This is a genomic window from uncultured Zoogloea sp., assembly GCF_937894855.1.
Lineage (GTDB): Bacteria > Pseudomonadota > Gammaproteobacteria > Burkholderiales > Rhodocyclaceae > Zoogloea > Zoogloea oryzae.
The window spans coordinates 1-20,293 of record NZ_CALAYQ010000153.1; the positions used below are offsets into that span (position 1 = coordinate 1).

Below are 20,293 nucleotides of genomic sequence, written 5' to 3' on the forward strand. Positions count from 1 at the left end.
TCGACATGGGCCCCGAAGGCGGCAACGGCGGCGGCACGGTGGTCGGCACCGGCACGCCCGAAACCCTCGCCGCCAACCCCGCGAGCCACACCGGCCGCTACCTCGCCAAGCTCCTGGCGAAGCCCTGAAAGTCCGTCATGTCCGACATCTGGTCCGCCCTCCGCCCGCAGCTCGAAACCTTCACCGGCAGCGTGCCGCTGGCCGCCCTCGCCGAGGCCGACTCCCACCGGGACGAGCTCGCCCCGCAACTGGTGGCCGAGCTCCAGCGCATCGCCGCCGATCCCGCCGCCGCCCAGGCCGACGGCTACGTGCTGCATCTTTACGCGATGCTGCTCCTCGCCCGCTGGCGCGACAGCCGCGCCTACGCCCCGCTGGCCGAACTCGGCCACCTGGACGAAGCCGCCATCGACGCCGTGTTCGGCCAGCTTGGTCACGCCAGCTACGGCCGCGCGCTGGCCTCCACCTGTGACGGCGACATCGCCCCGCTCACCACGCTCGCCGACGACGCCGACGCCAGCGCCTGGGCCCGCTCGGCGGCGCTGGAAGCGCTCACCCTCGCCGCCGTCGAGCACCGCGCCCCCGCCGCGCCGGTGGCCGACTTCCTCGCCGATTTTGGCGCCCGCCAGGCCGAAGCTCTGCGCGGAAACCAGGACACCAGCGCCGACATCCAGCTCCTCGACCTGGTCGTCACCCACCTGGCCGACCTGGGCGCCACCGACTACCTGCCGGCCATCCACGAATGGTTCGCCGCCGGGCTGGTGGATGAAACCTTCGCCGATCCGGCCGACATCGAGGCCGACATCAACCGCCCCGCCGCCGAACGCATCGCCGCCCTGCGCCGCGTCGGCCACGGGCTGATCGACGACGTGGCCCACGAGATCGCCGACTGGCCCGAGATCTTCCACCTGCCGCCCGTCGCTCTGCGTCCGATTCCGCTGGGCGCCATCCGCGAACCGGTGCGCCGCGAAGAAGCCAAGGTCGGCCGCAACGACCCGTGCCCCTGCGGCAGCGGCCGCAAGTACAAGAAATGCCACGGCGCCACCTGATCCCCACCCCGGGCTGCTGTCATCGGGCCGACCACACCGGTCGGCTATGATTGCGCCCTCGTCCGCCCCCGGAAGCTCGCCATGACCGACACTGCCCCCTCCGACACCCCCGCCGGCTTCGACCTCGACGACTTTGAAGTCCGCGTCCTCGCCGTGCTCATCGAAAAGGCCTTCGTCACCCCCGACACCTACCCCCTGTCGGTCAATGCGCTGGTCACCGGGTGCAACCAGCTCACCGGCCGCGAACCGGTGATGAGCCTCTCCGAATCCGCCGTGCTCGCCGCCCTCGACCGCCTCACCGAGCGCGGCCTCGTCAGCCAGCGCCACCAGGCCGGCGCCCGCGTCGCCAAGTGGGAACACCAGATCCGCCTGCGCCACTCCCTCACCCCGCCGATGCAGGCCGTGCTCGCCATCCTGATGCTGCGCGGCCCCCAGACCGTCGGCGAGATCCGCGCCCGCTGCGAACGCATGCACGCCTTCGCCAGCCCGGCCGAGGTCGAGGAGATCCTCGAACGCCTCGACGACAAGCAGCTCGCCATGCAGCTGCCCAAGGCCCCGGGCACCAAGGAAGCCCGCTACGCCCACCTGCTGTCGGGCGAAGCGGCCATCCCCCAGCACGCCTTCGACGCCGAATCCGGCGGCGCGGCGCCCCGGGGCGGCCGGGTGGGCGAACTCGAAGAAGAAGTCCGCCGCCTGCGCCAGCAGCTCGAATGGCTCACCAACGAGTTCGAAGCCTTCCGCAAGCAGTTCCAGTGATTGCCGGCCCGGTGGCGGGAACCCCGCCGCCGCCGCGCGCTCTCACCGCCTGATCCAACCCGCAGCCAGTCCAGCCCATGTTCGTCCATCCCCAGTTCGATCCCATCGCCATCGCCATCGGGCCCGTCGCGGTCCGCTGGTACGGCCTGATGTACCTGCTCGCCTTCATCCTCTTCGTGGTCCTCGGGCGCATCCACGCCCAGCGCCGGCCCGAGCTGGGCTGGACGCCCCAGCAGATCGACGACCTGCTGTTCTACGGCGTGCTGGGGGTGATCCTCGGCGGGCGGCTGGGCTACGTGCTGTTCTACAAGCCGGCCTACTACCTGGCCAACCCGGCCGAGATTCTCGCCGTCTGGCAGGGCGGCATGGCCTTCCACGGGGGCTTTCTGGGCGTGCTGGTGGCCATGTGGCTGTTCGGGCGGCGCACCGGGCGCTCGTGGCTGGCCGTCACGGATTTCATCGCCCCGCTGGTGCCCCTGGGCCTGGCCGCCGGGCGGATGGGCAACTTCATCAACGGCGAGCTCGTCGGCCGCGTCACCGACGTGCCCTGGGCGATGATCTTCCCGCAGGTGGACGGCCTGCCCCGCCACCCGTCCCAGCTCTACCAGTTCGCCCTCGAAGGGCTCGCCCTGTTCGTCATCCTCTGGTGGTTCTCGGCCAAGCCGCGGCCCCGCGGGCTGGTGTCGGCGGTCTTCCTGATCGGCTACGGCGCCTTCCGCTTCATCGCCGAATTCGGCCGCGAGCCGGACGACTTCCTCGGCCTGCTCACCTTCGGCATGTCCATGGGCCAGTGGCTGTCGCTGCCGATGATCCTCGCCGGCATCGGCATGGCGGTGTGGGCCAGCCGGCGCAAGGCCACCTGACGCTCGCCGTCGCGCGTCAGTAGATGCGCGACACCATCAGCCCCGCGCCGTAGTCGGGGCTGGCGTCCGAAAAACCCTTCACACCGTACAGCTGGAGCTTCCACGTCGGGTCGAGCCGAACCGACACATAGGCCGTCGTCTCGCTCACCTCGCTGCCCCGCGGACGCAGCCGCTCGCGCCAGTCGTGGTACAGCCCGACGCTGGTCACCGCCGACAGCCGCCAGCTGAACCCCAGTCTCGCGAACAGCGGGTTGCGGAAGTCCACACCGTCCGGATCGCCGTATTTCTTCCAGCCCAGGGTGGCGAGCACGCTCACCGGGCCCACGCGCTGCACCCCATCGAACTGCATCGACCAGTCGGTCTTGCCGGTGCCCAGCTCCTTGCCCGGATCGGCGGTGGGCAGCTTCAGCTTTGCCACGCCATCCACCGAGAAATCGCTGGCTGACCACAGCGTCGCGCCGGCGGCGAGCACGATGTCCCCGAAGCCCTCCTGGCTACCCCCGGTGCCCGGAATCGCCACCCCGTCGGGCGTTCGGCTTACTGCCCCGGTGTTGCGCAGATAAGGCAGTGTTGCCCGGAAGATGAACGACCCCTGCTCGTAGCGGGCCACCAGCGGCAGATACCAGGACGTGGATGCTGCGGTGTCGCCGTACTTGCCTGAGGTGTATTCCAGGCCGGTGGCAAGGCTCAGCTCACTGGCCCGTGCCGCCCCACCGGCCACAATGGCGAGGGCCAGCACGACGCGCCCGCCGGCGAGGCTGCGACCGATCCACCGCAGCCTCGCCGAACCTGGCACGCATTCAGCCCACCAGGCGGATTGCACCATCGACGGCACCGACCTTTTCCTTCTTCTCGGGTTTTTCGGGCTTCTCCGCCTTTTCCGGCTTCTCGGCCTTTTCCGGCTTTTCGACCTTCTCGGGCCGCTCGGCGCGGGCAAGCTGCAGCGCGCCGTCGATGGCTCCGACCTTCTCCTTCTTCTCGGGCTTTTCGGGCTTTTCGGGTTTCTCGACCTTTTCCGGCCGCTCGGCGCGGTAGATGTCCTGGTCCAGCGCCGACGCGGATGCCGCAACGGCCTGCATTGAAAGGGCGCCCATGAGACCGGCCACGGTAAGTGCAAGCAGCGTGTTCTTCATTTTGTGACTCCTGTTGGTTTCGGGTTCCGGCCGCCTCGGCGGCCTGCAGGTTCAACCCTGCCCCCAACCTTGTGCAGGAGCCGTGCCACGTCCCCCAAGAGAAACCCAAACCCTTGATCCGACAGCACTTCGCCCTGCTCGACACCAGGTTTAACCCATTCTTGGGGGGACTATTCCCCAATCCCGCTGGGGGATATCCCCCACCCGCCGCGCACCGTGTTACCTTGCCCCAACTTGGGGGGAGACGCGGACGATGCCGACCGGAAAACGCACCAGACCTTTTGACCTGCTGCGCTGGTTCGCCTGGCTCAGCCCCGTGCTGATCGCCGGGATGGCGCTCGCCAACGCGTGGATCATCTCCAGCTTCCTCAACGACCAGCTGTTCCAGCGGGAGGCCGGCATCACCCGGGATTTCGTGCAGAACATCCTGGTCGCCGACGGCTCCCTCGAATACCTCTCCCGCCCCACCGACCCGCTCCTGAAGGAACGCTTCCGCAACACCGCCGACCACCTCTCGAACATGCGCGACGTGCTGCGGGCCAACGTCTTCGACAGCGGCGGCACCATCATCTGGTCGTCGGACAGGAGCCTGGTGGGCCAGCGCTTCGCCGACAACGACGAGCTCGAAGCCGCGATGGGCGGCGAGCTGGTGGTGCACGCCGGGCAGATCTCCGAATCCCACCGGGAGAAAACCGAGCACGTGGGCATCGACCCGTCGATCCACTTCTTCGTCGAGAGCTACATCCCCGTCCGCCGCCCCACCAGCGGCGAGGTGGTGGGCGTGATCGAGCTGTACAAGGCGCCCCTCGCCCTCACTCAGGCCATCCAGGCCGGGCGCCGGCAGGTGCTGCTCACTGCGCTGGGCAGCGCCCTGGTGCTCTACCTCGGCCTGTTCTGGCTGATTCGCCGGGCCGACGCCATCATCAAGCAGCAGCACGTCCGGCTGATCGACGCCGAAACCCTGGCCGTGGTGGGCGAACTCACCTCCTCCGTCGCCCACAACCTGCGCAACCCCCTGTCGTCGATCCGCTCGTCGGCCGAACTGGCCCTCGAATCCCCCGGCGAAGACTGCTCCGCCGAAGCCCGCGACATCATCCGTGAGGTAGATCGCATCAGCGACCGGGTGGCCGAGCTGCTGGCCTTCTCGGCCACCCACGAACCCCAACCCACCCCGGTGGACCTGCGCGAGCTGCTCGAAGCCTGCTGCGCGGATCACCGCCCCGCCTTCGAACGCCGCGCCCAGCACCTGAGCTTCCACTGCGAGGCCGACGCCCCTGTCATCAAGGGCGACCCGCCGCTGCTCCGCCAGGCCATCCACAGCCTGCTCTCCAACGCCAGCGAGGCCATGGGTGAGGGCGGGCGCTGCGAGGTGTCGGTACACCCCGAGGGACGCAAGACCTTCCGGATCGACATTACCGACAGCGGCAGCGGCCTCACCCCCGACGCCCAGGCCCAGATGTTCCGCCCCTTCTTCACCACCAAGCCCAAGGGCCTGGGCCTCGGCCTGCCCCTGGCCAAGCTGATCGTCGAACGCTTTGGCGGCACGATCCGGATCGGCGCGGCCGAGCACGCCGGCACCCTCATCCGCATCACCTTTCCCGCACGCTAAACCATCATGGCCAGCATCCTGATCATTGACGACGAAGCCACCCTCGCCCGCAACGCTGCCCGCTTCCTGGAAAAAGGCGGTCACGGTGCCAGCGTCGCCGGCACCGGCCGGGAAGGCCTGCGCCAGTTTGCCGAGCTGCGCCCCGACGCGGTGGTGCTCGACTACCGCCTGCCCGACATGGACGGCCTCGCGGTGATCGCCGCGATCCGCGCCGACGACGCCCAGGTGCCCATCATCATGATCACCGGCCACGGCAGCATCGAGCTGGCCGTGGAGGCCATGAAGGCCGGCGCCAACGACCTGCTCACCAAACCGGTGGCGCTGGGCGAGCTGCGCCAGCGCATCGGTCAGCTCACCCAGCGCCAGCGCGAAAACACCCGCCTGCAGTACTACGAAGCGCGGGAGCGCGACCGCAGCCAGCTCGACGCCCTCGTCGGCACCAGCCCGGCCATCGCCGACCTGCGCGACCGCATCAACCGCATCGCCGGCGTGGAGGGCATCGACACCCTGCCGCCCGTGCTCATCATCGGCGAGACCGGCACCGGCAAGGAACTCGTGGCCCGGGCCTGCCACTTCTGCAGCCCGCGGCGGGACATGCCCTTCGTCGAGGTGAACTGCGCCGCGATCCCGGCCAGCCTGCTCGAATCCGAACTCTTCGGCCACGAACGCGGCGCCTTCACCGACGCCCGCGAACGCAAGCTCGGGCTGCTCGAAGCCGCCGACGGCGGCACGCTCTTCCTCGACGAGATCGGCGAGATGGACCGCAGCCTGCAGGCCAAGCTCCTCAAGGTGCTGGAGGACGGCCGCCTGCGCCGGCTGGGCTCGGTGCACGAGCGTCAGGTGAACGTGCGCATCGTCGCCGCCACCAACCAGAACCTCGAGGCCCACATCCAGCAGGGGCTGTTCCGGGCCGACCTGTACTTCCGCCTGCGGGTGCTGCAGATCCACGTGCCACCCCTGCGCGAGCGGGACGGCGACGTGCTGGTGCTGGCCCGGCACTTCCTGGCGGAATTCGCCCAGCGCTACCGCAAGGGCGCGCTGGGCTTCACCCCCGCCGTCGAGCGCCTGCTCCAGGCCCACACCTGGCCCGGCAACGTGCGGGAGCTGCGCAATCTGGTCGAACAGGCCGCGCTCCTCGCCGGCGACAGCGCCATCGGCCCGGGCGACCTGCCCCTCTCCACCTCCCATGCCCAGCCCGGCGCCACCCGGCCCGACACCGAAGCCGGCCTCTCGGCCCTTGACCGGGTCGAGCGCGACATCCTCGTCCAGGCCCTCGCCGACACCCGTGGCAACGTCTCCCAGGCGGCCCGCCACCTGGGCATCAGCCGCGACACCCTGCGCTACCGGATGGACAAACACGGCCTCGCCGGCAAACGCCCGTCCGGCTAGCTGGTCATCCGCCGCCCACCCAGCGCAGCCCCCACAACGCCGCCATCCCGGCCACAAAGGGCAGCCACGGGTTGCGCGAGGCGCGCGCTGCCAGCACCGCAGCGATCGCCGCACCCAGCTTGGGGTTGAACACCTCCACCGCCCCCGCCACCAGCACCACGTCGGGCACCACGATGGCCGCCAGCGCCGCCGCCGGCGCATAGCGCAGGGCCCGCTGCACCACGTCGGGCAGGCTGGCCCGCTCGCCCAGCACGATGAAGCTGGCCCGGGGCAAGGTCGTTGCCAGCCCGATCAGCACGAAGATCAGCCACAGGCCCGCGTCGTCGCTCATCGCCGCGCCTCCCGGCCCTGCCAGTGTTCCGCCGCAAAGCCTGCCGCGATGCCGCCCACGATGGCCACCATCACCCCCAGCTTCAGGGGCATGCCCCGCAGCACCACCGCCAGCGCGCCGCCGGTGGCCGCCGAGACCAGCATCGGGCGCATCCGGGCCATCGGCACCAGAAGCACCAGCAATGCGATGCTGGCCATGAACTCCAGCGACCAGTTGCGCGGGATCGACCCCGCCGCCAGCACGCCCACCAGGGTGGACGTCTGCCACACCAGCGCGCACCACAGGGACGGCGCCAGATAGGCGCCCAGCCGCCACGCCGGATCGGGCTCCGTCCGCAGGCGCTCGAGCATGGTGGCGAACACCCCATCGGTGAGCAGATAACCGCACAACCAGCGCAGGCCCGGGCGACCGCCCGCCAGCGGCCGGGCCAGCGCCGCGCTGAAGATCAGGAAGCGCAGATTCACCACCAGCGCGGTGGCCACGATCAGCCACAGGGGCGCCCCCGCCACGATCAGCGGCAGGGTGCCCAGCTGCGCGGTGGCGCCAAAGACGATCAGGCTCATGCCCATCGCCTGCACGGTGGAAAACCCCGCGCCGACCATTGCCAGCCCGGTGACCAGGGCCCACGGAACCAACCCCACCGAAACCGGCAGACAGGCCCGGAAACCCACCCGCGCCCCGGCGCGAAAACTCGGAGACATGCCCTCTCCTGGTGCATGGAAAGCGCCGAACTTAGCACGCCGGCCATCCTCGCACTCGGCCTGTGACAAAGGAGGGACGCACGGCCCCAATCGCGCCTAGAATTCGGAGAAAGCGCAACGCAATAACAAGAACTCACCCCCCGGAGAGCGATCCGTGAGAATCGAGAGCCTGCTGCGCCATTTTGCCCCGCTGGCCATGATGGCCTTGCTGGCCGTGGCGGGGGCAAGCAGCCCGCACGCCTTCGCCGGCGACCCGACCCGACCCGACTGTTCCCGCGCCTACACGCTGGCCCTGCACGAGCACGGCCTGCTGTATTCGCGCCAGACCGGCAAGGGCATCGACAAGGACATCGCGGACGAGCTCATCCGCCGCAGCGGCTGCCGGATCAACGTGGTGGTGATGCCCCGCGCCCGCATCTGGCAGCTCATCGAATCCGGCGGGCTGGATTTCAGCCTGTCGGGCATCTCCAATCCCGCCCGCGACAGCTTTGCCGCCTTCGCCTGGTATTTCTCCAACAAGTATTACCTGCTGGTGCGTCGCGACGCCGGCATCCAGCGGGTCACCGACTTTCCCCGCAACCCCCAGCTACGCCTGGGCGCGATCCGCAGTTTCCGCTATAACCCCGGCGCCAACCGGTTGGTGGACGCGCTCGACGCCAGCCTGCGGGTGAGCTACGCCACCGGGCTCGCCCCGCTCTACGAGAACCTGCTGGCCGGCCAGATCCACGGCATGATCATCGAGCCCTTCGACTACCCCGCCGTAGAGAGCGCCAGCCTGCGCGAGCAGACCACCATCCTCGAGTTCGACGACCCGCCGGTGCCCCACGGCCTGATCATGTCGCGCCAGGCCGTGCCGGCCGCCGATCAGGCCCGCTGGCGCGCGCTGATCGACCAGATGCGCGAGGACGGCACCGTCGAGCGGATTTTCGCCCAGTACTTCAAACCCGAGCTCGCCCGGGAGATGACACGATTTTGAAGACCCTCGGCCAACTCCGCGATCTGCTGCTGCCCATCGCCGTCGGGTTATTCACCCTGACGGTGGTCGGCTGGCTGTGGTGGCACGAGCGGCAGAGCCTCGACGCCAACCTGCGTGCCGACTTCGACTTCAGCGTGCGCCTCGCCAGCACCCGCATCGAACAGCGCGTTGCCAACTACGAGCAGATGCTGCGCGCCGCCCGCGGGCTGTTCGACGCCTCCGACCACGTGAGCCGTGACAACTTCAGCGCCTTCGTGGATGCCCTCACCCAGGGTGCCGAGTTCGCGGGCCTGCAGGCCTTCATGTTCACCCGCTGGCAGGGCGAAGGCAAAGCCGCACCGATCCTCTACGTGTCCCCGGACAGCGCCGACAACCGCCCGATCCTCGGCTACAACCTCCTCGACAACCCGCCCCGACGCGCCGCCATGCTGCAGGCCCGGGATTCCGGCGAGATCGCCATCACCCCCCGGGTCAAGCTGCTCACCGACCAGCCCGACGGCCCTGCCGCCGTGGCCATCTATCTGGCCGTGTACGACCGCAACCTGCCCGCGGATAGCCCCGCCGCCCGCCAGGCCGCGCTGCGCGGCTGGGTGCACACCGCCTTCCGGATCCGCGACCTGATGGCCAGCCTCTACGGCGAAGGCATCCCTGGCGTGGCGATCCGCATCCACGACGGCGCCGTTGCCAGCCCCGATAACCTCCTCTTCGAATCCCACCCGGGCGCCGACCAGCTGCCGCCGCCGCGCTTCAGCACCACCGAATACATCAGCTTCCCCCAGCACAGCTGGACGCTGCAGATCCGCACCACGCCCACCTTCGAGGAGCGCCACAGCCGCCGCTCCGAGCACATCATCGCGGTGGCCGGGGTGTGTGGCAGCGTGCTGCTCGGGCTGTTCACCTGGCTGCTGGTCACCGGGCGGGCCCGCGCCCACGCCCGCGCCCAGGCCATGACCCGCGAACTGCGCGAGAGCGAGGAGCGGATGCGCCACATGGCCCAGCACGACCCGCTCACCCAGCTGCCCAACCGCGCCCTGTTCTCCGAGCGCCTGCACAGCGCGCTGGCCCGCGCCCGCCACGACCAGGGCAACGCCGGGCTGATGTTCGTGGATCTCGACCACTTCAAGGGCGTCAACGACGCCTACGGCCACGCCGTGGGCGACAAGCTGCTGGTGGCCGCCTCGGCCCGGATGCGCGACTGCCTGCGCGAATCCGACACCCTGGCGCGCATCGGCGGCGACGAGTTCGTGGTGCTGCTGCCGCGCATCGACGACCGCGCCGACGCCGAGCTGGTGGCCGGCCGCATCCGCGCCACCCTCGCCCACCCCTTCGCCATCAACGGCAACGAGCTGCACATCTCCGCATCCATCGGCATCGGCATCTTCCCCGAGCACGGTGCCGACGACGTGAGCCTCATGAAGAGCGCCGACGACGCCATGTACCGCGCCAAGGACATCGGCCGCGACCAGCTCGTCTTTGCCGGGTAAGCTTCGCCCCCATGTCCGCCAGCGCCTTCCAGATCCCGGTCTATTTCGACTATCTCGCCACCTTTGCGTGGGCCCTCTCGGGCGCCGTGGTGGCCCTGCGCAAGCGCCAGGACATCGTCGGGGTGTTCGTGCTGGCGCTGCTCACCTCCATGGGCGGCAGCATCCTGCGCGACGGCGTCTTCCTGCAGCGCACCCCGCCCGTGCTCACCGATCAGGTCTACCTGCCGCTGATCCTCACCGCCACCCTGCTGGTGGCACTGCTGCGCCGGCGCATCGCCCACCTGCCGGTGGTGAACCGCCTGGTGGACACCATCGACGCCTTCGGCACGCCGGCCTTTGCCGTGGTCGGCATGCAGCTCGCCCTCGGCGCCGCCATCCCGCTACCCGGCGTGGTGCTGGTGGGCGCGGTGAGCGGCGTGGGCGGCGGCGTGCTGCGCGACATGATCGTGCGCGAAGTGCCCTTCATCCTGCAGCCGGGGCAGTTCTCGGCGCTGATCGTGCTGCTCGCCTGCGCCGTCTTCCTGGGGCTCACCCTCGCCGCCGGGCTGGCCGCAGAGGTCGCCGCCTGGACGACCATCGGCGTCGCTTTCGTCGCCCGCATGCTCACCATCCGCTTCGACTGGCGCACCCGCCCGCTGCTGGACGCCGACTGAACCTCGGCCCGGCGGCGCTGGTCGGAGTGGACACGGCCCCCATCCGGCGGGCTGCCAACCTGGGAGCCATCATGTCCGGAAAGCCCGCCGTCACCGCCGTCCTTCACGACACGCCTTACCTCGTCAGCTTCACCGACGACCTCGGCCACACCTGGCAGGCCGACGAGCCCACCGACGTGGGCGGCGGCAACGCGGCCCCGCCCCCCGACCGCCTGATCCTCTCCGGCCTCGGCGCATGCACCGCGATCACCATCCGCATGGTGGCCACCCGCAAGCAGATTCCCCTCACCGGCGTGCGCGTCGAGCTGGCCCTCAACCCCGACGGCAAGCCCGAAGCCGGCAACGACATCACCCGGCAGATCATCCTCGAAGGCGAGCTCACCGACGAGCAGCGTGCCCAGCTGCTGAAGATCGCCAACGCCTGCCCGATGCACAAGCTGCTGACCGGCGAAGTGCGCGTCCAGACCACCCTTGCCTGAACCCGGAGCGCCGTCATGAGCCCGATCGAACTGATCCTCCCCCGCGCCGCCGACCTGGGCGAAGGCATGATCGTCCGCCGCGCCCTGCCCACCCGCCAGCGCCGCATGGTGGGCGCCTGGTGCTTTCTGGACCACGCCGGGCCGGTGGATTTTGCCCCCGGCGGCGGCATGCACGTGGGCGCCCATCCCCACACCTGCCTGCACACCTTCACCTGGCTCATCGACGGGGAGGTGCTGCACCGGGACAGCCTGGGCCACGAGCAGTGGATCCGCCCGGGCCAGGTCAACCTGATGACCGCCGGCCACGGCATCGTGCACACCGAAGACAGCGCCCCCGGCGCCCGCCGGCTCCACGCCGCCCAGCTGTGGATCGCCCTGCCGCCCGAGCTGGCCGACTGCCCGCCGGCCTTCGAGCACTACCCGGATCTGCCCCGCTGGCAGGACGCCGGCTGCACCCTCACCCTGCTGGCCGGGCGCTTTGGCGGCCGCGAATCCCCTGCGCGCATCCACACCCCGCTGGTGGGCATGGACCTCCTCGCCAGCCAGGATGCGCAGCTCGCCCTGCCCCTCGACCCGAGCTTCGAATACGGCCTGCTGCCGATGGAAGGCGGCATGGACATCGGCGGCCAGCACTTCGCCACCGACGAGTTCGCCTACATCCCGCCGGGGCGGGAGCGGATTACCCTCGATCTCGCCGCCGGCAGCCGCATCCTGCTGGTGGGCGGCGAGCCCTTCGGCGAGCCGGTGACCATGTGGTGGAACTTCGTCGGCCACGACAAGGCCGCCATCGCCCAGGCCCAGCGGGATTGGGAAGGCGGTGGCGAGGTGGGCAGCGTCCGCTTCGGGCCGGTGAAGGGGGGCGAAGACCGGCGCCTCGTCGCGCCGCCCCTGCCCTGGACGGTTTAGCGTTCGGGCTGATCCAGCCCGCCGGCGGCGAGCCAGGCTTCATAACCCCCGGCCAGCACCCGCACCGACAGATAACCCTCGCCCAGCAGGCGCCGCGCCGCCTGGATCGCCCCGGCGTCCTCGGGGCAGGCGCACAGGGTGATGATGGGCGCGTCCTTCGGCCAGTCACCCAGGGCGTCCGCCAGCCTGTCGTGCTCGGCCACCCGCGCGCCGGGGACGGGGCCCAGCTCAGCCACCATCGAGGCGCCACGCAGATCGAGGATCAGCGGACGCACCCCGGCGTCGATCTGCGCCAGGAGGTCGGCCGGCGTCACCATCGGCACCTGCAGGCGGCGGAAGCGGTATTTCTGCCACAGCTTCCAGCCCAGCCACGCCGCTGCCAGCCCCAGCGCCACCCCCACTGCGCGGCCCGCGTTGGCCTCCAGCCCGTCGATCACGGCCTGCACCGTGTCCTTCATCAACCACCCGGCGCCCAGCGCCAGCCCGGCCCACAAACCCGCACCCACCGCCGCCGCCAGCAGGAAGCCCGTGCGCGCCATGCGCAGCGCCCCGGCGATCGGCGGCGCAACGGTCGAAAAGCCCGGCACGAACTTCGCCACCACCAGCGACGACAGGCCCCAGCGCACGAAGCGCGCCTCCGTCTGGCTCACGCAGGAGGCCGGGTTGATCGACAACCGGCACAGCCCGGCCAGCACCCGGTAGCCAAAGCGCCGCCCTGCGGCATACCAGATCGCATCCGCAATCACCGAGGCGAGGATCGCCGCCGCCAGCACCTTGCCCAGCGCCCACGGGCTGGCCGCCAGGCTGCCGGCCACCAGCAGCGTCGGCACCGCCGGCACGGGCAGACCGATCTGCTGGAGCAGCACGTTCATGAAGACGAGGGCGACCGCATCGTGTTCGAGGGTCTGGCGGAGCTGGGCGATGTCCATGGCCCAAGCATCGCATGCCGCGGCTACCCGCCGCAGCTACGGAAAACCCGCGCCCGGGGCGGGCTGGGGTGAAAGCGGAGCGGGGTTCAGGTTCGAGATGAACCGGTTCAGCTTCAACTTGAACTCGTTCACCTCGAACCTGAACGCGTTCATCTCCGACCTGAGCGGGTTCAACCCGGACTTGAACCCCTTCATCTGAAACTTGAACCGCTTCAAGTCGCAGTTGAAAAAGTTCAGCCCGGACATGAACCGGTTTCCCTCAGCGCCAAACATGTTCAAGTCAGCGCTGAACCGGTTCCGCTGGAAGATGAACCAGCCCCCGGCAGATCAACCCTGAGCCGGGTTTTTGCGCTCTGCGCCCTTGCGCCCCACCAGCACCACCCCCGACACCACCAGCGCGCCGCCCAGGATCTGGAACAGCCCGATGGGTTCTGCGAGGATCAGCCAGCCGAGGAAGAGCGTCACCACCGGGCCGAGGGTGCCGATCAGCGACACCGGCCCCGCCCCCAGGCGGCGGATGGCTTCGGACACCATCCACACCGGCAGCACCGTGGAGAACAGCGCCATCGCCACCGCCAGCCCCATCACCGGCGCCGGCTGCACCAGCAGGCCCAGCGGCCGGGTGGCCGCGAAGTGGCCCAGGCACAGCAGGCAGGCGATGGCGCTGGCCCAGGCGGTGGTCCGTGCCGCCCCCAGGCGCACCACCGCCTGTCCGTTGCCCATCAGGTACAGCGCGTACGACACCGCGCTGCCGAACACCAGCCCGCCGCCGATCCACACGTCCCTGGCGCTGCCGGCGATGTGGAGATCATGGGCCACCGCCAGCGCGATGCCGGCGTAGCACAGCCCGATGCAGGCCAGCGCCCGGCGGGTGATCGGCTTGCCCAGGAACAGCGCCGAGAACACCACCACCAGGGTGGGGTAGGCAAACAGGATCAGCCGCTCCAGCGCCGCCGAGATGTACTGCAGGCCAAGGAAATCCAGATAGCTGGCCATGTAGTAGCCGGTAAAACCCAGCCCGGCCATCAGCGCCAGATCGCGCCCCGACAGCTTCGCGTGCTGGCGCCGTCGGCCATCGGCAAAGCCCAGGGCCAGGAAGAAGGGCAGCGACAGCCCCATGCGCAGGGCAAGCAGGGTCACGGCGTCGACGCCATAAGGGTAGGCCAGCTTGATGAGGATGGCCTTGAACGAGAAGCCCACCGCGCCGAGCACGGCGAACAGGAGCCCGAGACGATCGCCGGGGTGATTCATGGGGGCGGCTGCAGGAAGAAAGCGGCCGCAGAGTGTAGCGCGCCACCCGCCCGGCAGGCGATCAGGGCCCGGCGGCGGCGGGAATCAGCCCTGGGCCTCGCGCAGCCAGTCGAGCACGCTGCCCGGCGCCGGAATGCGCCCCGACGACACCAGCTTGCCATTGACCACCAGCCCCGGCGTCTTCAGCACATCCCAGGCGAGGATCGCCTCCGTGTCGGTGATCTTCTCGATCTGTGCCTCGACGCCCAGCTCGGCCACCGCCGCCCGGGCGATCTCCTCCAGCTTGCGGCAGTTGGCACAGCCCGGCCCCAGCACCTTGATGTCCAGCACGATCAGGCTCCTTTCAGCACGTTACGGCGGTTCGCCACCGCCAGGAGGATGGCCAGCAGGCCGATGAAGGCCGCCAGCCCCAGCACGATCAGGCCCAGCGGCAGGCCATCCACCCACGCCCCGTAGGTGAAGCCGGCCACCGCGCTGAACAGCGCCACCAGCCCCACGTAGGCCGCGGTCTTGGTCCGGCCGATGATCGCCGAGATGATGAGGATGCTCTGCAGCGACAGCTCCGGGTCGGACATCAGGTAGGCCAGCAGCGGCCCGCGGTGCATCCCCAGGTCGAGGAACATCCGGGCGATGGGCACCTCGACGAGGGTCGGGAAGTACATGAACACCCCGAAAGCCACCCCGGCCAGGTTGCCGAGCACCGAGTTGCTGCCCGCCACCGCCTCGATCCATTCGGGCCGCACCACCACCCGCACCATGCCGACGATGAACACGCCCACCACCAGCAGCGGGAAGATCTGCTTCACGAAACGCCAGGATTCCCACAGCCAGTCCTGCAGCGCCTGCCGCTCGAGCCGGCGCCAGGCCAGCATGTGGATCGCCGCGAGGCACGCCGCCACGCCGAAGAACTTGCCGGTAAAGCCGATCTGCAGCACGCCCTCGGCCGGCCGGATCGCCAGCGCCGCCAGCAACAGGGTGGCCCACACCAGCCCGAGGCTGGCCCGGGTCCAGCTAGTCACGCCGTCCTGGATGTTCTCCAGCCCGCGCCAGGCGGTGAAGCCGATGGCCCCGAGCAGGGCGATCAGCATCACGCCCTGCACCGACACGCCCTCCTCGCCGCGGCTCGCGTCGAAGGGCACCAGCCGGTCGAGCCACGCCTGCCAGCCGGACGCGGCCGGCAACGGGACGTCCAGATGGAACCACGTGCCGGTGAGAAAACCGAGCTTGAGGGTGCCCGCCAGCAGCAGCGCCACCCACAACCCCAGGAACCACCCGGCCACGGGCCCGACGCCCTCGCTGCCGGCCGCGAACATCGCGCTGCCGGCCTGCTCGTGGGCGGCGTCGTCGGCCCGGAACAGCAGCGCCATGATGAGCCCGATGCCGATCCCGAAGATCAGCGACAGCACGAAGCGCGCCCCGGCCAGATCGACCCCGATCACCCCGCCGGTGTACACCAGCGCCAGGATGTTGGCCGCCGGCGCAAAGAACAGGAAGGTGATCGCCGGCCCCAGCCCGGCGCCCTTTTTATAGATGCCGGCAAACAGCGGAACGATGGTGCACGAGCACACCGCCAGCAGCGAGCCGGCGGCCGCGGCGGCGGGATAGGAAACATGACGGGGAGAATTGCGCCCGAGAAATCGGGTGATCGTCTGCTGGGGGATCAGCGCCGACATGGCGCCGGCGATGAAGAAGGCCGGCAGCAGGCACAGCAGCACATGGGCGGCGAGGTAGGCGGCCAGATTGCCGGCACCACCGCGCAACACCGGCAGCAGCCATTCTGAGAGCACATCCATACGGCCTCCGGCCCCATCGGGGCGGAACGTGATGGAACCACTCTAGACCCAATCCGCCGCCGGCGCTTTGATACGCCGCAAGGGGCGCTCAGTGGTGGTGCTTGTGATCCATCGGCATCGGCGCGGCGGCGGTCAGGTCGCGCACCTCGGCCTTCACCTCGACACGCTCGACCTTCTGGTCCTTGCCCTCGACCTTGAGGGTGATGGGCACCACGTCGCCCTTGGCGAGGGGCTTCTTCAGGTCGATCAGCATCACGTGGTAGCTGCCGGGCTTGAGCTCAACCGGCTGGCCGGGCTTGATGTCGAGGCGCGGCACGGCGCGCATCTTCATCACGTTGTCGGCCATCACCATCTCGTGCAGCTCGACGATGTTGGCGGCCGGGCTTTCGACGCCCACCAGGCTCACGCCGCCCTTGCTGGAGAGCTGCATGAAGGCGCCGGTGGCCTTCTGGGCCGCGACGGTGCCGCGCACCCACGGGTTGGCCACTTCGATATCCGCGGCAAAGGCGGCGGTGGCACACAGGCCGGCCAGGGTGACAGCAACGGAACGGGCGATCAGGGCGAAAAGCTTCACGGGAGACTCCTTGAAATGAACGCCGCGAGCTTAACGCGGGCGGCCCCCGACGGGCCGGGAATGCGACCATTTGCCGCACGGATCTTTCGGGATGTGTCCGCCCGGGGCCGAAATCACATCCGCTTACAACACCACCGGCAACCCGGTGGCGGCCAGACGATCATAGAAAGCGCCATCCACCACGAAGGAACCCCCGCCATGTTCAAGAAGCTCACCGCCCTGTATGCCCTCATCCGCAAGGACGCGCGCATCCTGTGGTACGCCCTGCGCCACCCGGCGCGGCCGGCCTGGCTGGTGCCCTCGGTGGCGCTGATCGGGCTGTACCTGCTGTCGCCGATCGACCTGATCCCCGACGTGCTGCCGGTGATCGGGCTGGTGGATGATTTCGTGCTGATCCCGCTGGTGATCGCCTGGCTGGTGAGCCGCCTGCCGGCCGAGCTGAAGCGCGGTTTTGCCGACGACAAGCGCACCATCGACGTGGTGCCCCAGCGACGCTGAAGGCCAGCGCGCACGACGGGCCGGATCTGCCGCGAGGCGATCCGGCCTTCGTCCGTCTACGTCCAGGTGACCGTGGCCGCCAGCAGGTAGCCGGCGCCGTACACCGTCTTGATGAGCTTGGCGTGCTGGGGGTTTTCCTCGAAACGCCGGCGCAGGCGCGAGATGCGCAGGTCGATGCTGCGATCCAGCGCCGACACGTCGCGCCCTTCGAGCAGCTGCTCGCGGGTCAGGATGTGGTTGGGATGGGCCAGCAGCACGCCGAGCAGCTGGGCCTCGGCGGTGCTGAGGGTTTCCTGCTGGCCGCCGGGGCTGACCAGGGTATTGCTGCCCGGCTCGAAACGCCAGCCGGCAAACTCGGCGATCCGCTGGGCCGGATCGGCCGGCAGGGTGACCTGCCCCGGATAGCGGCGCAGGATCGAGCGCACCCGGGCGATCAGCTCGCGGGGCTCGAAGGGCTTGACCACGTAGTCGTCGGCGCCGAGCTCCAGGCCCATCACCCGGTCGTGGGTGTCGGCCCGGCCGGTGACCACCAGCAGGCCGCAGGTGTGCTTGCGGCGCAGCTGCTGGAGCACCGCCATGCCGTCCATGTCGGGCAGGCCCAGATCGAGCACCACCAGATCCGGCACCTGATGGCGCAGCCCGTGGAAGAAGGCCTCCGCGGTGCGGAACAGCTCGGTGCGGTAGCTGAACTTCTCGAGGGTGTCGGCGATCAGGCGCGCGATGGCCGCTTCGTCCTCGACGACGTAGATCAGCTCGGGTTTGCGGGTCTGGGCCATGGCTGCGAAGCTTGGCTCAAGCGGCGAGCGGACGCAAGGCGGCCAGCAGCTTGTCCCGCGAGAAAGGCTTGGAGAGGAGCGGCAGATCGCCGTCCATGCCCAGCTCGTGCTGGGATTCGGCGAAGCCGCTCATCAGCACCACCGGCAGATCGGGCCGGAAACGCCGCACGAAACGCGCCAGCGCCCGGCCATCCATCGCGCCGGGCATCACCACGTCGGAGATCACCAGCGCGATGGCCGGGATGTTCTCGACCATGTCGGCGGCCTCGGCGCCGTTCTCGGCCTCGACTACCGCGCAGCCCAGCTCCGAGAGCTGCATGCGCACCACGGTGCGCACGTCCACGTCGTCCTCGGCGAGCAGCACCAGCTTGCCGGCCAGATCGGTCTCGGCCACCTCATGCCCCACCGGCAGGGCTTCGACCTCCTCCGCCTCGGCCAGCCGCGGCAGCAGCAGCGCCACCGTGGTGCCCCGCGCCTGCCGGCTGCGGATGCGCACCCCGCCCCCCGACTGCTTGACGAAGCCATACACCATCGACATCCCGAGCCCGCTGCCCATGCCGAACTGCTTGGTGGTGAAGAAGGGCTCGAAAACCCGCGCCAGCGTGCTGCCGTCCATGCCCATGCCGTTGTCGGTGACGGCGATCTGCACGTAGTCGCCGGGGGGCACTTCGAGATCGGCCGCGGCGTGCACGTTGAGGTGCTCCAGCGACGATTCGATGCGCAGCTCGCCACCGTTGGGCATGGCGTCGCGGGCGTTGAGGGCGAGGTTGAGGAGCGCGTTTTCGAGCTGGTGGGCATCGACCATCGCCACCAGGCAGGGCTCGCGGCTGGCGGTGCTCACTGCGATGGTGCCCGGCAGGGAGCGGCGGATCAGCTTCGACATGCCCAGGATCAGCTCGTTCACCTCCACCGGGCGCGGCTCCAGCGGCTGACGGCGGGCAAAACCCAGCAGCCGGCGGATCAGCTCGGCGCCCCGGTTGGCGGCCTGCATGGCGGGCTCGACGAAGTTCTCGGTGAGCGGATCGTTGGGGTGGTTTTCCTTCAGGGCGACCAGGTTGCCGATCACCACCGTCAGCATGTTGTTGAAGTCGTGGGCGAGGCCGCCGGTGAGCTGGCCGATGGCTTCCATCTTCTGGGCCTGGGCCAGCGCCGCCTGGGTGCGCCGGCTCTCGGTGACATCCACCGAATGCACGTAGCAGCCGATCACCTCACCGTCGGCGATGTCGGGCACCAGGGTGCTGCGGGCCTGGGCCGGCGTGCCGTCGCGACCGGTGAGGGTGTATTCGTACGACACCCGCTCGCCCGCCAGCGCCCGGGATACGTAAGGCGAGACGATGGCGAAGACCTCCTGCCCGACCACGTCGCGGATCTGCCGGCCCTCGATCTCCGGCGCCGACCAGCCGAACCATTCGGCGTAGCCCTTGTTGGCGTAGCGGTAGGTCCAGTCCCGGTCGAAATACGCCACCGCCGCCGGGATCGCGTCGGTGATCTCGCGCAGGCGCTGCTCGCTGCGGCGCAGCGCGCCGGTGATCGCCTTGTTGGATTCGATGGCCGCGGTGAGTTCGGCGTTGGCGCGGGTCAGCGCGTCGGTGCGCAGGCGGATGTGCTCTTCCAGCTCGGCCTGGTGGCGGGCGATCTGTTCCTGGCTGTGGCGCTGGCCGGTGATGTCGGTATAGACGGTGATGAAGCCCTGGTGCGGCAGCGGAAAGCCGCGGATCGACAGGATCTGCCCGTTGGGCCGCACCCGTTCGGTGACGTGGGGCTGGAAGCTGCGGGCACGGGCCACCCGCTCGGCCACCTGCGTCGCCGGATCGCCCGGACCATAGTCGCCCCGCTCCGCGTTGTAGCGGATGAAATCCTCGAAATTGACACCGGGCTTCGCCAGCGACTCGGGAAAGTCGAGCAGGCGCAGGAAGGTCGTGTTCCACGCGACCATCCGCAGGTCTTCGTCGAACACCGTGACGCCCTGGTCGAGGAGATCCAGCCCCGCGCCCAGCATCTCCCGGTAACGCCGGTCGAAGGACGGCGGCGTGTCGGCGCCCCGATCGTTTCCCCCATCCATCTGCTGCCCGCTCATCGCTGCTCCACTTCAATCACTTTCACTGATTCTAGCCAGCGTCCGGCCGCCCCGAAGCACCAGACATGA

22 protein-coding genes and 2 pseudogenes are annotated in these 20,293 nt (G+C 69.6%); 13 read left to right on the forward strand and 11 right to left on the reverse strand.

Going from position 1 to position 20,293, the window contains the following annotated elements; translation table 11 throughout:
- Positions 1 to 137 precede the first annotated feature (137 nt).
- From Q0672_RS17260 to lgt, 4 genes and pseudogenes are all read left to right on the forward strand, one after another.
- Positions 138 to 887: pseudogene (locus Q0672_RS17260) on the forward strand (DUF1186 domain-containing protein); the annotation flags it as partial.
- 60 nt (positions 888 to 947) lie between these two features.
- A pseudogene (locus tag Q0672_RS23535) lies at positions 948 to 1,046 on the forward strand (SEC-C metal-binding domain-containing protein); the annotation flags it as partial.
- An 81-nt stretch (positions 1,047 to 1,127) separates the two neighbouring features.
- Positions 1,128 to 1,802: a YceH family protein gene (locus Q0672_RS17265; RefSeq protein ID WP_298624214.1), complete on the forward strand. Its 675-nt coding sequence runs from the start codon at positions 1,128 to 1,130 to the stop codon at positions 1,800 to 1,802.
- A gap of 77 nt (positions 1,803 to 1,879) precedes the next feature.
- The gene (lgt, locus tag Q0672_RS17270; protein ID WP_298624216.1) at positions 1,880 to 2,665 is read left to right on the forward strand and encodes a prolipoprotein diacylglyceryl transferase; all 786 of its coding nucleotides are present in this window, start codon (positions 1,880 to 1,882) and stop codon (positions 2,663 to 2,665) included.
- A gap of 16 nt (positions 2,666 to 2,681) precedes the next feature.
- Here lgt and Q0672_RS17275 read toward each other — a convergent pair whose 3' ends face one another.
- A complete protein-coding gene (locus tag Q0672_RS17275; RefSeq protein ID WP_298624218.1) occupies positions 2,682 to 3,491 on the reverse strand; it encodes a hypothetical protein in 810 nt (269 codons plus the stop codon).
- The gene (locus Q0672_RS17280; protein WP_298624220.1) at positions 3,466 to 3,798 is read right to left on the reverse strand and encodes a hypothetical protein; all 333 of its coding nucleotides are present in this window, start codon (positions 3,796 to 3,798) and stop codon (positions 3,466 to 3,468) included. The genes Q0672_RS17275 and Q0672_RS17280 overlap by 26 nt, the downstream gene beginning before the upstream one ends.
- A 253-nt stretch (positions 3,799 to 4,051) precedes the next feature.
- Between Q0672_RS17280 and Q0672_RS17285 the strand changes: the two genes are divergently transcribed.
- Entirely contained in the window at positions 4,052 to 5,407 is a 1,356-nt protein-coding gene (locus Q0672_RS17285) for an ATP-binding protein (protein WP_298624222.1), read from the forward strand.
- 6 nt (positions 5,408 to 5,413) lie between these two features.
- A complete protein-coding gene (locus Q0672_RS17290) occupies positions 5,414 to 6,796 on the forward strand; it encodes a sigma-54 dependent transcriptional regulator (RefSeq protein ID WP_298624224.1) in 1,383 nt (460 codons plus the stop codon).
- 4 nt (positions 6,797 to 6,800) lie between these two features.
- On the opposite strand, the gene Q0672_RS17295 is transcribed toward Q0672_RS17290, so the two are convergent.
- On the reverse strand, positions 6,801 to 7,127 hold the full coding sequence (locus Q0672_RS17295; protein WP_298624226.1) for an AzlD domain-containing protein: 327 nt from the start codon (positions 7,125 to 7,127) through the stop codon (positions 6,801 to 6,803).
- A complete protein-coding gene (locus Q0672_RS17300; RefSeq protein ID WP_298624228.1) occupies positions 7,124 to 7,828 on the reverse strand; it encodes an AzlC family ABC transporter permease in 705 nt (234 codons plus the stop codon). The genes Q0672_RS17295 and Q0672_RS17300 overlap by 4 nt, the downstream gene beginning before the upstream one ends.
- Positions 7,829 to 7,982: 154 nt before the next feature.
- On the opposite strand from Q0672_RS17300, the gene Q0672_RS17305 reads away from it, so the two are divergent.
- From Q0672_RS17305 to Q0672_RS17325, 5 genes are all read left to right on the forward strand, one after another.
- Positions 7,983 to 8,804: an ABC transporter substrate-binding protein gene (locus tag Q0672_RS17305; RefSeq protein ID WP_298624230.1), complete on the forward strand. Its 822-nt coding sequence runs from the start codon at positions 7,983 to 7,985 to the stop codon at positions 8,802 to 8,804.
- Entirely contained in the window at positions 8,801 to 10,288 is a 1,488-nt protein-coding gene (locus Q0672_RS17310; protein ID WP_298624232.1) for a diguanylate cyclase, read from the forward strand. The genes Q0672_RS17305 and Q0672_RS17310 overlap by 4 nt, the downstream gene beginning before the upstream one ends.
- A gap of 11 nt (positions 10,289 to 10,299) precedes the next feature.
- Complete coding sequence (locus Q0672_RS17315; protein WP_298624234.1) at positions 10,300 to 10,941, forward strand: TRIC cation channel family protein; 642 nt, start codon at positions 10,300 to 10,302, stop codon at positions 10,939 to 10,941.
- A gap of 71 nt (positions 10,942 to 11,012) precedes the next feature.
- On the forward strand, positions 11,013 to 11,420 hold the full coding sequence (locus tag Q0672_RS17320) for an OsmC family protein (RefSeq protein ID WP_298624236.1): 408 nt from the start codon (positions 11,013 to 11,015) through the stop codon (positions 11,418 to 11,420).
- Between the two features lie 15 nt (positions 11,421 to 11,435).
- Entirely contained in the window at positions 11,436 to 12,326 is an 891-nt protein-coding gene (locus tag Q0672_RS17325) for a pirin family protein (protein WP_298624238.1), read from the forward strand.
- Here the strand turns inward: Q0672_RS17325 and Q0672_RS17330 are convergent.
- Positions 12,323 to 13,255, reverse strand: a complete 933-nt coding sequence (locus tag Q0672_RS17330) for a VTT domain-containing protein (protein ID WP_298624240.1) — start codon at positions 13,253 to 13,255, stop codon at positions 12,323 to 12,325. The two genes, Q0672_RS17325 and Q0672_RS17330, sit on opposite strands and share 4 nt — an antisense overlap.
- Between Q0672_RS17330 and Q0672_RS17335 the strand changes: the two genes are divergently transcribed.
- Positions 13,248 to 13,454, forward strand: coding sequence for a hypothetical protein (locus Q0672_RS17335; RefSeq protein WP_298624242.1), 207 nt, complete (start codon positions 13,248 to 13,250; stop codon positions 13,452 to 13,454). The genes Q0672_RS17330 and Q0672_RS17335 overlap by 8 nt on opposite strands.
- Before the next feature lie 128 nt (positions 13,455 to 13,582).
- Here Q0672_RS17335 and Q0672_RS17340 read toward each other — a convergent pair whose 3' ends face one another.
- From Q0672_RS17340 to Q0672_RS17355, 4 genes are all read right to left on the reverse strand, one after another.
- Positions 13,583 to 14,506: a DMT family transporter gene (locus tag Q0672_RS17340; protein WP_298624244.1), complete on the reverse strand. Its 924-nt coding sequence runs from the start codon at positions 14,504 to 14,506 to the stop codon at positions 13,583 to 13,585.
- An 84-nt stretch (positions 14,507 to 14,590) separates the two neighbouring features.
- Positions 14,591 to 14,836 carry a thioredoxin family protein gene (locus Q0672_RS17345; RefSeq protein ID WP_298624246.1) on the reverse strand — a complete coding sequence of 82 codons (246 nt, stop codon included), beginning with the start codon at positions 14,834 to 14,836 and terminating at the stop codon, positions 14,591 to 14,593.
- Between the two features lie 2 nt (positions 14,837 to 14,838).
- Positions 14,839 to 16,299 (reverse strand): permease, encoded by a 1,461-nt coding sequence (locus tag Q0672_RS17350; RefSeq protein ID WP_298624248.1) that lies wholly within the window; start codon positions 16,297 to 16,299, stop codon positions 14,839 to 14,841.
- 88 nt (positions 16,300 to 16,387) lie between these two features.
- Entirely contained in the window at positions 16,388 to 16,873 is a 486-nt protein-coding gene (locus tag Q0672_RS17355) for a copper chaperone PCu(A)C (RefSeq protein ID WP_367179973.1), read from the reverse strand.
- A gap of 198 nt (positions 16,874 to 17,071) precedes the next feature.
- On the opposite strand from Q0672_RS17355, the gene Q0672_RS17360 reads away from it, so the two are divergent.
- A complete protein-coding gene (locus Q0672_RS17360; RefSeq protein WP_153161945.1) occupies positions 17,072 to 17,371 on the forward strand; it encodes a DUF1232 domain-containing protein in 300 nt (99 codons plus the stop codon).
- Between the two features lie 56 nt (positions 17,372 to 17,427).
- On the opposite strand, the gene Q0672_RS17365 is transcribed toward Q0672_RS17360, so the two are convergent.
- Positions 17,428 to 18,147 (reverse strand): response regulator transcription factor, encoded by a 720-nt coding sequence (locus tag Q0672_RS17365; protein WP_194271235.1) that lies wholly within the window; start codon positions 18,145 to 18,147, stop codon positions 17,428 to 17,430.
- A 16-nt stretch (positions 18,148 to 18,163) separates the two neighbouring features.
- Positions 18,164 to 20,224, reverse strand: coding sequence for a PAS-domain containing protein (locus Q0672_RS17370; protein ID WP_298624270.1), 2,061 nt, complete (start codon positions 20,222 to 20,224; stop codon positions 18,164 to 18,166).
- Positions 20,225 to 20,293 lie beyond the last annotated feature (69 nt).